At 41.6% G+C, this 11,831-nt stretch carries 7 protein-coding genes and 1 pseudogene; 5 read left to right on the forward strand and 3 right to left on the reverse strand.

Annotated features, from left to right (window positions below):
- Window positions 1–3 precede the first annotated feature (3 nt).
- The 3 genes from FTV12_RS05290 (at window position 4) to FTV12_RS05300 (ending at window position 2,748) form a co-directional block, all read left to right on the forward strand.
- Complete coding sequence (locus FTV12_RS05290; RefSeq protein ID WP_159124133.1) at window positions 4–765, forward strand: ABC transporter permease; 762 nt, start codon at window positions 4–6, stop codon at window positions 763–765.
- 18 nt (window positions 766–783) lie between these two features.
- A complete protein-coding gene (locus tag FTV12_RS05295) occupies window positions 784–1,596 on the forward strand; it encodes an ABC transporter ATP-binding protein (RefSeq protein ID WP_166138948.1) in 813 nt (270 codons plus the stop codon).
- 336 nt (window positions 1,597–1,932) lie between these two features.
- Window positions 1,933–2,748: an ABC transporter ATP-binding protein gene (locus FTV12_RS05300; protein WP_180033647.1), complete on the forward strand. Its 816-nt coding sequence runs from the start codon at window positions 1,933–1,935 to the stop codon at window positions 2,746–2,748.
- 149 nt (window positions 2,749–2,897) lie between these two features.
- Here FTV12_RS05300 and FTV12_RS05305 read toward each other — a convergent pair whose 3' ends face one another.
- The 3 genes from FTV12_RS05305 to FTV12_RS05315 all read right to left on the reverse strand — a co-directional run bounded on the left by FTV12_RS05305 (window position 2,898) and on the right by FTV12_RS05315 (window position 7,050).
- Window positions 2,898–4,265 (reverse strand): LLM class flavin-dependent oxidoreductase, encoded by a 1,368-nt coding sequence (locus FTV12_RS05305; RefSeq protein WP_180033648.1) that lies wholly within the window; start codon window positions 4,263–4,265, stop codon window positions 2,898–2,900.
- A 162-nt stretch (window positions 4,266–4,427) separates the two neighbouring features.
- Entirely contained in the window at window positions 4,428–5,792 is a 1,365-nt protein-coding gene (locus FTV12_RS05310) for an MATE family efflux transporter (RefSeq protein ID WP_180033649.1), read from the reverse strand.
- Between the two features lie 103 nt (window positions 5,793–5,895).
- Window positions 5,896–7,050, reverse strand: a complete 1,155-nt coding sequence (locus FTV12_RS05315) for a methionine aminotransferase (RefSeq protein ID WP_180033650.1) — start codon at window positions 7,048–7,050, stop codon at window positions 5,896–5,898.
- A 273-nt stretch (window positions 7,051–7,323) separates the two neighbouring features.
- Here FTV12_RS05315 and FTV12_RS05320 point away from each other — a divergent pair, with 273 nt between their 5' ends.
- Both FTV12_RS05320 and FTV12_RS05325 read left to right on the forward strand, forming a co-directional pair.
- Complete coding sequence (locus FTV12_RS05320; RefSeq protein ID WP_180033651.1) at window positions 7,324–10,122, forward strand: type VI secretion system Vgr family protein; 2,799 nt, start codon at window positions 7,324–7,326, stop codon at window positions 10,120–10,122.
- A gap of 15 nt (window positions 10,123–10,137) precedes the next feature.
- Window positions 10,138–11,694 (forward strand): annotated as a pseudogene (locus FTV12_RS05325) (LysM peptidoglycan-binding domain-containing protein); the annotation flags it as partial.
- Window positions 11,695–11,831: the final 137 nt, after the last annotated feature.

The raw sequence follows: 11,831 nt of genomic DNA on the forward strand, positions 1-11,831 counted from the left end.
ATCATGAAAAAAATAGATTATCGCGGCTGGGTCATTCCTTCGGTTCTGTGGGTTGCCTGGTTAATCGTGACCGCAAAACAATGGGTTGATCCTGCTTTGCTGGCACCGCCAGCTGCTGTATGGCAAGCCTTTGTAGAAAGCTGGCAGGCAGGCGAGGTGACAGAAAACATTATCGCCAGCCTACTTCGCAACACGGCAGGGTTTATTGCCGGTGGAGTGATGGGTGCAGTGCTGGGTTTGGCCCTGGGTCTAAATGTCTGGCTGGATCGAATCTTTTCTCCAACACTGAATGCCATTAAACACGTGGCTGTATTTGCCTGGATTCCACTGATGATCATGTGGTTTGGACACGGTGAAGTTTCAAAAGTGATTTTTATTGCCTTAGTGGTGTTCTATCCGGTGTTCTTTAATACCTATGACGGGGTCAAGAATGTGCCGGTCAAAATTAAAGAAGTGGCGCAGATCTTCCAGCTCAGTCCGGTACGTACTTTTTTTAAAGTGATTTTACCCGCAGCAGCCCCAAGTATTTTTGCCGGTTTGAATATTGCGCTGGTATTTTCATGGGTGGCGACTGTGGGCGCGGAGTATTTTTTTGTGTCCTCGGTTGGCGTGGTCAATCCAATCATGGACGGACAGAACCTGTTCCAGATGGAAGTGGTGCTATATGGCATGGCCATTATTGCGATTGTCGGGCTGTTATTTTCCAAGGCAGCACAATTCTTTGAAAACTATAACTTACGCTGGCGTCAGGCGGCCAATAAATAAAAGATGTGAGATAACAACATGAATCAACAGGTGAATATTAAGGGTCATGTCGAGATCCAGAAACTCGACAAGTTCTTCCCTAAAGATGGGGAAGAGTTGCAGGTATTAGATCAGATTAATTTGAATATCCAGCCAGGCGAGTTCATTAGTATTGTCGGTAATAGTGGCTGTGGTAAATCAACCTTATTGCGGCTTTTGGTGGGCCTTGATGCCGAGTTTCAAGGCAGTATTTTGATTGATGGCAAACCGATTCAGGGCACCAGTCTGGATCGCGGTATTGTGTTTCAGGATCACCGTTTGTTCCCTTGGCTGAGTGTCGAGCAGAATGTGGCTTTAGCGCTGGAAAAATCAGGCCTGAGCAAAGCCGAAAAGCAGGAACTCATTGATTATCATCTGGAACTGGTGCAATTGAGCCAGTTTAAAACTGCCTATCCAAGTCAGCTGTCTGGGGGGATGAGCCAGCGTGTGGCAATTGCGCGTAGTCTGGTGAATCGTCCACAAATTTTATTACTGGATGAACCTTTTGGTGCCTTGGATGCCTTGACTCGGGCCAACTTGCAACAGGAATTACAGCGGATCTGGCAGTCGGAAAAGATCACCTCTATTCTGGTCACCCATGATGTAGAAGAGGCGGTATTGTTAGGTGATCGCGTAGTGGTAATGCAACCCCATCCGGGACGAATCAAACGTATTGTGAAAGTGGATCTGGAACGTCCGCGTAAACGTGAAGACTACCGTCTGGCGGCCATTAAAAATGACATCTTGCTTGACTTCCAGGATCAGGTCGAGCTTGTGCCGCATGAACTGGAACAGTATAAATTGGCCTGGTAAGCAGAGCCATTTGAATACCCGCATTCGCGGGTTTTTTATTGCCCTAAGCATTGTTGCGATTTGGTTGTTCGGAATATTTTAAATAACGTTTTCTAGAAGAAAAAAATTTTAAGTTATTGAAATATATAATTTTATATCTAACTATTAAAATCTATACATGCTTTTGATAACCAAATAAAAAATCAAGATAACTCCTTACCCTAAACTCTTTTATAGTCAAAAGAGTCCTATTTTCAGCAGATCTAAAAGAGACAGAAATTTATCCAAGTTCATAAACAGGATAGATCCAGTCTAGAACAATCATTAAATATGTATTGCAGCAAAAGGTGAGGAAAAATGACGGAGCAATCTCAATGTAGAATCACGATTCAAAATTTATATAAAAGTTATAGCACCGCACCAGATCAGCAGACCCAAGTCCTCGAAGATATTAATCTAGATATTCATGCAGGTGATTTTGTCAGTGTGGTAGGGTATGCTGGCTGCGGTAAATCCACATTGTTACGCTTACTGATGGGCTTGGAACAGCATCAGCAGGGCCAGATTCTGATTCAGGGGAAACAGCCAGCTGAACATCTTCCAAATCTCAGTATTGTCTATCAGGATCATCGACTGTTTAACTGGCTCAGTGTGACGGAAAATATCCGCATGGCTTTACATCAAATCCCTTTAAGTAAAGAAGAGGAAAACCGAAGAATTCAGGAACAGCTGGAATTGCTGCAACTGACGCCGTTTAAGGATGCTTATCCATCGCACTTGTCTGCTGGCATGAATCTGAAAGTGGCCATTGCCAAAAGCCTGGTTACTCAACCGGATATTTTATTATTAGATGATCCTTTTGCTGGACTGGACGCGCTAATGCGTCATCATCTGCATGAAGAATTACAGCGAATCTGGAAAACCAAAAAAATTACCGTGATTTTAGCAACCCAAGATATTGCTGAGGCCTTATTGCTGAGCAATTCAGTAGTCGTGATGCAGGCTAATCCTGGGCGAATCGAACAGGTTTTAAAAGTACCCTTATCTTATCCACGTAAGCGCCAGAATACGCGACTACAGCAGTTGAAAAAAGAAATTCTAAAAGCATTAAATTTTTCAATCGTGAAGGATCAACAGCCGCTACTCACAGGCTCTGGTCAGTTTTGCTGGTAGGCTAGGGTCTTCATTCATTTTAAATTAAACAGAAATCAACAGCGACACAACCTCGCCCATATTTGTCATTTTTATTAGCATCAATTACCCCAGTACTTAACTTAAAGAAATAAAAAATGCCCTATCGGGCATTTTTTATAATGGATGGTTTAAGAGGCAACCGCAGTATTTTGTTGCGCAATCACATACTGATTTTCTGGACGTTTCAATCCTAAGTTTTCACGTAAGGTTGTGCCTTCATATTCGGTCCTGAACAGACCACGGCGTTGTAGCTCAGGTACGATGAAATCGACAAAGTCATTCAGACCGGTAGGTGTCGTTGGTGGCAAGACATTAAAACCATCAGCCGCTTCATTTTCGAACCATTCCTGTAGCTGGTCGACTACCTGTGCAGGTGTCCCGATCAGTGTCCAGTGACCGCGAGCAGAGGCAATATATTCATATAGCTGGCGAATACTAAAGTGATGCTTCGCAGCAATCTCAAACATCATTTGCTGACGGCTAGACTTGATCTCAATATCTTCTAGAGGAAATGGGGCATCCAAATCATAGTTTGAAAGATTAATATCCCCTGCCAGACCAGACAGTAAGCCCAAACCGACATCTGGATGAATCAGACGATTCAGTAATTCATATTTTTCTTTGGCTTCCTGTTCAGTTTTAGCTACAAAGACAGAGACCCCCGGCATTACTTTTAAATCATCCGGATGACGACCGTATTTAGCCAGACGGCCTTTAACATCACGGTAGAAGGCTTGTGCATCAGACAGGCTTTGCTGGGCGGTAAAAATCACTTCGGCATATTTGGCGGCCAGCTCACGTCCATCTTCAGATTGGCCCGCCTGAACAATCACTGGATAGCCTTGTGGTGGACGAGGGACATTGAGTGCACCCTGGACATTAAAATATTTGCCGCTATGCAGGGGTTCGTGCTGTTTAGATGTATCAAAGAAATGACCATTTTCTTTGTCATAGAGGAATGCATCATCTTCCCAGGAGTCCCAGAGCTTCTGTACAACTTCAATAAATTCATCCGCGCGCTCATAACGGACTTTGGCATCCGGATGCGCACTAAAACCAAAGTTCCGCGCGGTTTCAGCAGAAATGGTGGTCACGACATTCCATGCGGTACGACCCTTACTGATATGGTCTAAAGAGGCATATTTTCGTGCCAACAGATATGGTTCTTCATAGGTGGTAGAAGCAGTGGCAATAAAACCAATATTTTGGGTGACGGCTGAAATTGCTGCGAATAAGGTGACGGGTTCAAAGCCCACAACTTTATCGCTATAACCGACATTCTTATTATGTTTGGAAGCGCCATGACTCCAGTTGACTGCCAGACCATCTGCAAGGAAATAGGCATCAAACAGGCCGCGTTCAGCAGTTTTTGCTAATTCAATCGCATAATCAATGCTTAAATGATCCTGAGGACGAGATTCAGGATGGCGCCAACCTGCCGCATGTTGCGAAGTCGTTGGAATAAAAGCACCCAGTTTAATTTGTCGTTTAGCCATGAGAAGACCTTGTGTTTTTATACAATACACTGCTTATAACAAGGATCTTCATGCCTGAAAAATATAATAAAAATGAATCCATATAAAAAATATGGATTAAGCAGGAAATACGCTCTTTAGAGGTGGTTTACTAAGGTTTATCCAGTAGTTCAGGCCGGAAGATTAAACCAGTGCCTCGATGGTCTTTTTCTTCCAGATAAACTGGTAATACAAGCCTTGCATAATACAAAGACAGACAAAGGCAAGGGCATAGCCATACCAGATCCCTTGTAAACCCCACCAGCGGCTGAACATATAGGCAGCTGGTACTTCAATTCCAATAATGGCAATGATATTGATCAACATAGGGATTGTTACTGTGCCACTGGCCCGCATGATCGAAGCAAAAATTGCACTAGCACCAAAGAACAAAATCGACCATAGGACAATGAAGAGAAGTTGCTGACCCAATACCACGACCTGCGGATCAGTGATAAATAGTGCCATCAGATATTTAGAAAACAGATAAGCCAGAATCACCAGACTACCTGTGAACAAGATATTCATACTTAAGGCAGTTCGGGTCACTTTATTGAGCAAATCATTTTTACCAGCACCAATGGCCTGTGCCCCAAAGACGGAAGCCGCAATGGCAATAGAAAGGGCAGGGAACTGAATATAATTCAGCACCTGATTCACGGCACCATAGGCCGCCGTCGCTTCTGCACCATAACGGTTGACCAGACCTACAATGACCAGACCAGCGACTGAAGTTGTGACCATTTGAACCCCGGTTGGAATACCTAAGCGCAGGATAATCTTGCTGAGCTGGGGCTGATGACGGATATCTTTGATCAACGCCCAGTCTGGTCTTAGAGGATGACGCTTATAATTTAAATAGAGAATGAGAAATAACAGAACAGCCAAGTTGCCCAGAATGGTTGCAATTGCTGGAGAGATGACCCCCATCTTAGGAAAACCAAAATAACCCGCGATCAGGACCGGTGTCACTACCAAGCCCACACCAATCGTTAGGGCAGAGGCAAACAGTGGCGTAGTACTGTCTCCAACCCCGCGTAAAATTGAAGTATAAATAATATAAATAAAAATCAGAGGACTACCGGCCAGCATCCATTGCACATAAGGCAAAGACAGGTGCATCACATCCGGATCTGTACCCAAGAGTTGCAGGATATTTTCAGCAAAAAATACACCCAATAGGGCAATCAGGCTGCCACCAATCAGTGTCATAAACAGGGTAGAGCCAACTACACAGCGCACTTTTTCCAGGTTTCTGGCACCCCAAGCTTGTCCTACCAGAACCGTAGAACCTGCAGAGAGACCAATCACAAAAGCCATCAGACAGAACAGAATCGGGAAAAATACTGCCACAGCGGCAATTGCTTGCACGCCGAGCATTTGCCCGACAAAAACAGTATTAATCGTACCGGACAGGCTTTGCAGGATGTTGGTAACCACCAGCGGTAACAGGAAAATAAAAAATGTTTTCCATAAATTCTGCTGGTGAACCAATGCTTGCTGTGCCATATGACATCCTGTTCTTGATTTTTCATATATTTATCAGGACTAAATTATCCTTGATCCGCATCAAGAACGCCTTAGCTTTTCAGTAACCAATAAGTCTATTTTTTTAAACTTTGGAAAGAATCTGTGCCGCTTCTATTAAGGTTTCATCTTTTTTGGCGAAGCAGAAGCGTAATAAGTGTAAATCTTTAGGCGGCTCCTGATAAAACGCTGATACCGGAATCGCTACAATGCCATGCTGTTCAGCCAGATAGTGACACATCGACAGTGCATCCAGATCAGGACGAATTTCACTGTAATCCAGATTCTGGAAATAGGTACCTTGAGACGGCGTCCAGTGAAAACGGGAGTCTGTCAGTGCATGATTAAACAAATCCCGTTTGGCCTGATAAAAACCGGACAGCTCATGGATATGTTCAGAATGTAGCTGCATATATTCAGTCAAAGCCACCTGAATTGGCGTTACACCACAGAAGCTGACAAACTGGTAAATCTGTCTGAACATCTGCATTAAGGCTGGCGGTGCAACACAGAAACCAGTTTTCCAGCCGGTCACATGAAAGGTTTTACCAAAAGAACCAATCACAAAACTGCGTTCACGGAGTTCCGGAAATGATGCTGCAGAATGATGACGAACTTCATCAAATACCAGATGTTCATAAACTTCATCAGACAGAACTACAATATTGCGATCACGAATCAGTTCAATCAGCTGTTGCCAGTCTTGCTCTGTCCATACCGTTCCGGTGGGATTATGCGGTGTATTCACTACAATCATGCGGGTACGGTCATTGATTGCATCTTTGACCTTATTCCAGTCCACAGAAAAACCAGGATATTCTAGAGCGATATGTATCGGTTTGGCACCGACCAGCTTCACGCTTGGCGCATAGCTGTCATAACTGGGATCAAAAATAATGACTTCTTCACCTGTTCGTACCGTTGCCTGAATTGCACAGAAGATTGCAATCGTTGCGCCAGGAGTAATGGTGATTTCATCTACCGGGTCTAGAATGAGCTGGTCACGATGCTGATAAAGATCAGCGACCAGCCCACGTAATACTGGTAAACCATCACCCGGTGCATATTGATTAAAACCATTTTCAGCCGCCCGACTGAGGGCTTCAATCAATTGCGGTGGAGCAGGAAAATCTGGAAAACCTTGTGACAGGTTAATTGCTCCGAGTTTTTGTGCCAAGGCCGACATAGTACTAAAAATAGTAACGCCCAGATTGGGAAGTTTAGAATGTAACTCAAGCATGTCCTTGGCCTCTGGCTTATCCTGTAATCGAGGATGATGTAGGAGATATAAAGTATTCGGCTTTCAGTGTAGCAGTAAGTGAATCAGCAAATAATCAGAAAAATCGAAAAGGTTGAAACAGAATACATCTTCTATTTCATAAACATAGAGAATATAAGGTCAGGTTAAGGCTATTCGTGGTTAATTCATGTGAAATAAATACCAAGATGGATTGTTCTAAGCTTATTCCCTAAAATCAGTGCGATAAAAATAACCTTAAATAATAATTATAAAATGCTACAGAGTATTTATACGGTGCTTGAAGGCTTGGGTCTAAGCTCACAGAAGCGTGCACTTCATCTCCGATTTTCTAATGAAATTTTAAATTCTCAGGTTCTGATTCAGCGTATTGAAGGCAGGCACTGGATCAATGAGGGGCTACATGCTGAATTACTTTGTCTATCCACCCATCCTTATATTGCCTTAAAACAGTTTATTGGCTGTCAGGTTGCTGTTGATCAGGTCACTGATCAAGGTGAGCTTTTCCGGACTACAGGTATCATTACCGCAGCTAAACAGGGGCATAGCGATGGTGCTTTAAGTGTCTATCAGCTGACTCTCGAAGATGCGACTTCACTTTGGCATAAACGCCGTAATAGTCGTGTGTTTTTGAATAAAAGTGTCAAAGCGATTAGTGAAATTCTGTTTACTGAATGGCAAAAGCGAAGTGGCTTATTTGCGAGAAGTTTAAGTTTGGATCTTTCCGGACTAAATCGTGAATATGATGTACGGCCATTGGTCATACAGTCCAATGAAAGTGATTATGACTTTCTGACCCGCCTATGGCGTAGTGAGGGTATTAACTGGCTGATTGATGAAAAGGAATTAATCATTTCAATATCAGCTCGAACCATTCAGCCACAAGTCCTGCGTCTTGTTGATGAGCAGCAATATTTTCAAGCCTTAAAGCGCCGTTCCATCCGCTTCCATCGCAGTCATGCAACTGAGCAATTCGATACTATCACCAGCCTAATTGCTGAGCGCCAATTAGTGCCAAACAATGTTGGATTGCAACGCTGGCAAGCTATAGATCTGGAGCAGGAGCAAAACCAGCGATTGGTGAATATTCAGCAGAGTAGTGTTCAGGATCATACTAGTTTAAATCTGGAAGATGTCTGGAACATCAGCCCAGCTTGGACCAGTGACCTAAATAGAGAAGATCAGGCTACATCATCCAGTCCAGCTCAACTGGATCAACTTAGTCAGCAACTTAGTCACTATCATGCCATGCAGTCCAAATATTTTAAGGCCAGCAGTAGTGTTCGTGATGCCCAAGTGGGTTACTGGTTTGAGCTGCATGATCATCCCGAAATTGATCAACATCCGGAAAATCAGCGAGAGTTTCTCATCTTAGGTAAAGATTTCTATAACCAGAATAATTTACCAAAAGACATTTTGCTACAGGTGGATCAGCTCATGCTGTCCAGTCGCTGGAAAGTTCTGGATGACGAGAGACAAGGCAGTGAGCTGTATTTAATTCGTCGAGATATTCAGGTGATACCTGAATATCATCCACTACAACATCGGCCAATGGCCTATCCACAACGGGCGAAAGTGGTAGGGCCTGAAGGTGAGACTATTTATGTCGATGAATGGGGACGCGTGAAGGTTCGTTTTTTATTTACCCGTAGTGAAGATCATCAGCATGATGGTGGTGCTGGCGCCAATGATAATGACACTGATTCGGCCTGGGTAGATGTGCTAACGCCATGGGCAGGTGAAGGTTATGGCGCCCGATTCCATCCACGTATCGGGGAAATCGTAGTGATTGATTTCTTCGAAGGGGATATTGATCGTCCCTTTATTGTTGGACGTATTCATGAAGCTGAACGTTATCAAACTATGTTTGATAAGAAGGGGCAGTTGCCATTCACTAAAAAACTAAGTGGTATCCGTTCTCAAGAGGTGGAGGGTGAAGGTTTTAACCAGCTTCGCTTCGATGATACAACTGGACAGATTAGTGCACAGCTGCAAAGTAGTCATGGGGCCAGTCAGCTAAATTTAGGAAATCTAAGTCATCCAAAAGAAGATGAGGCTAGCGACGGGCGTGGTGAGGGCTTTGAGTTAAGAACAGATCAATGGGGAGCACTTAGAGCGGGAGCTGGCTTGCTTCTCTCTACCTATAAACAAGAAAATGCCAATGCCAATCACTTAAATGCCAGTCCTGCGAAAAGCCAGCTTGAATCTAGTTTGAATCATAGTAAAGCCTTAAGTGAGATTGCCAAAAATCAGCAAACAGATCCCTTAGAAGGGTTAGATCATCTGACAAATTTTCTGAACCAAATTGAACAGCAGGATCAAAGTACGGCTGAAACCTTTAAACAGGCGCTAATGGTACTTTGTGCACCAAATTCGATTGCACTTTCAACGAATCAAGATTTGCATTTATCAGCCGATAAACAGATTAACCACAGTGCCGCGGATAGCATCAATTTTTCAACCCAGAAATCTTTAATTGCCCATGCCCAGGACAGGATTAGCCTGTTTGCAGCACAAAAAGGATTCAGAGCCATTGCGGCAAAAGGCAAAATTGAGCTTCAAGCACAAGATGATGCAATTGAAGCTATTGCTCGCAAACAAATCAAAATTATTTCGACTGAAGATCAGATTGAAATTATAAGTCCTAAAGAAATTGTACTGACTGCGGGTGGATCTCAGTTAAAGATTAATGGACAGGGAGTATTTAGTACTACAAGTGGGAAGTTTGAGTGTAAGGCTGGGAAGCATAGTTTTATGGGGGGAGCAAACGTAACGTATGAAGTACCTCAGCTTCCCAACAAGCCTTTATATAGCAACAGACTGGATGTATATGATTTATTTTGGCAATCTGACTTCAGTACATTAACTTATAAAGCTTTTATTCCAGAGACAAATTCATATATATCAGGTCAGCTTGATGAGCATGGTCGTACTAAAAAAATGACTACAGCAGATCCTTCTAAGATTGAAGTTTTAGTAGGCCTTAATGATGATTGGGAATTAAATGTTCAGGGTTATGATGTAGAAGATTTAATAGAACATAATAATAACTAGGATATAAAAACAAAAATGGTGAATAAGTCTTTAGCAACCATACAAATTTTAGATTTATTGGGTAACCCAATTTCTAAAGTTCAATATGAAGTTAAAAATAGTAAAACAGGCCAACATGTAGTGCGTGGCTTTACCAACTCTAAAGGATGCCTATACGAGATTCAAAGAGATAAAGGAACAGTTTTAGATATTTACGTCAAAAGCCTTTTTGGCATAGGTATGAAAAAAGTTCAGACATTCACAATGTCGAAAGATCGTATGCTTGTCACGGTAATTAGCCCTAAAATTCTATTGGATTTAAAAACAGTTGATAATAATGGAAGTCAGGGAAGTTATAAGCGTAAAACACATACTATTAAAAAGGGTGAAACTTTATCATCTATTGCGCAGAAATATCAGACCACAGTTCGAGCACTTGAAAAGCTGAATAGAATAAAAGATGCTAATAGAATTAGTATAGGCCAAGTAATTAAGCTACCAGTTAATACACCTGCAACAGGGAATAATATTAGTACGAATAAAAAAACGAGTACTCAACCAATAGAAAAAAGTAAAACAGAAGATAAAAAAGTTGCTACTACGGCAGATACAGGCATTGCTACTACATTTGAAGAATACCAAAGGAAAGCGTTAGAACAACTTAATGAATGGTATGAAGAAGGGAAAAAAGCACTTTCAGAATCGGTAAAAATTGATATTACAGAAGACCGTAGCCAAGAGAGTGGAACACCTAAAACCAATACCAAAAATTTGTGTGAAAATAATCCTCAGTGTATATCAAAAGGTCAAAGTGAATTAATTAGAGAAGTTAATATCAGATTAGCTGGATTTGGAGGTGCATTACCTACAGATGAGTTTACTCCTTTAACTGCGAAATGTATTAAACAGTTTCAAAGAGATTATATGGGGGTGCCAGAAACTGGAAAAATATGTGGCAGTGTTTTAGTTGCTTTAGATAAGTTTTATTATGAATACCCGATTGCTAATTTTATGGCTAAAGCCAGTTGCCCTTGTGGAGAATGTTCAGGCTATGGTATGAATAGAAGAAATACAAAGTCAGGCTTTAATACTGCCAATGAATATCCAGGATTACATAGGTCATTAATATGGATATTAAAATCTTTAAATTTCTATTTAAAAAATGAATTTAAACCTAAAGGCCTTGAAGTGGCTTATATTGAATCTGGTTATAGATGTATAGGTGATAATAAGAAAAAAGGCAGAACCACAGTAAACCATATGGGTTTAGCGCTAGATATACACATCAAAAAAAATGGGAAAAGAACTAAGGCTATAGAAGATGTAGAGTTTATTAGAAAAGAAATTATGACTGTAAAAATGGGAGCAAGTGAAGAAAGGGCTTCTGATAAAATATATTTAGAGCCAACAAAATTTAAGAGTGGAGCAAATGGAGCAACTACTTGGGTTCATTTTGATGTAACAAGATTCTCGAGTATTTACTTTAATGATGAATACTTTAAAAAAGAGATTAAAGATCTAAATGGTAAGCCGATAGTTGAGATTGCTAAATCACTAAATATAAATTCTATTTTTAATTGTGCAGGAATAATTGTAAATACTTGGCAGAGTAAAACTTGAAGTGCGACATAAACCACCTAATTAATTTAAAGGGTTTATGGAGTATATAAAATTGTCATACCATCATCTTAACTTTGAAGATCGTACTGCATTAATGCTTGAGTCAAGAA

Origin of the sequence: Acinetobacter sp. YH12233 (genome assembly GCF_013417725.1) — a bacterium.
In the GTDB taxonomy this organism is placed as follows: Bacteria; Pseudomonadota; Gammaproteobacteria; order Pseudomonadales; family Moraxellaceae; genus Acinetobacter.

Bases quoted from the DNA above. Each gene is read 5' to 3' on its own strand.
- FTV12_RS05290 (WP_159124133.1), top strand. From the start codon at position 4: ATGAAAAAAATAGATTATCGCGGCTGGGTCATTCCTTCGGTTCTGTGG.
- FTV12_RS05295 (WP_166138948.1), top strand. From the start codon at position 784: ATGAATCAACAGGTGAATATTAAGGGTCATGTCGAGATCCAGAAACTC.
- FTV12_RS05300 (WP_180033647.1), top strand. From the start codon at position 1,933: ATGACGGAGCAATCTCAATGTAGAATCACGATTCAAAATTTATATAAA.
- FTV12_RS05305 (WP_180033648.1), bottom strand. From the start codon at position 4,265: ATGGCTAAACGACAAATTAAACTGGGTGCTTTTATTCCAACGACTTCG.
- FTV12_RS05310 (WP_180033649.1), bottom strand. From the start codon at position 5,792: ATGGCACAGCAAGCATTGGTTCACCAGCAGAATTTATGGAAAACATTT.
- FTV12_RS05315 (WP_180033650.1), bottom strand. From the start codon at position 7,050: ATGCTTGAGTTACATTCTAAACTTCCCAATCTGGGCGTTACTATTTTT.
- FTV12_RS05320 (WP_180033651.1), top strand. From the start codon at position 7,324: ATGCTACAGAGTATTTATACGGTGCTTGAAGGCTTGGGTCTAAGCTCA.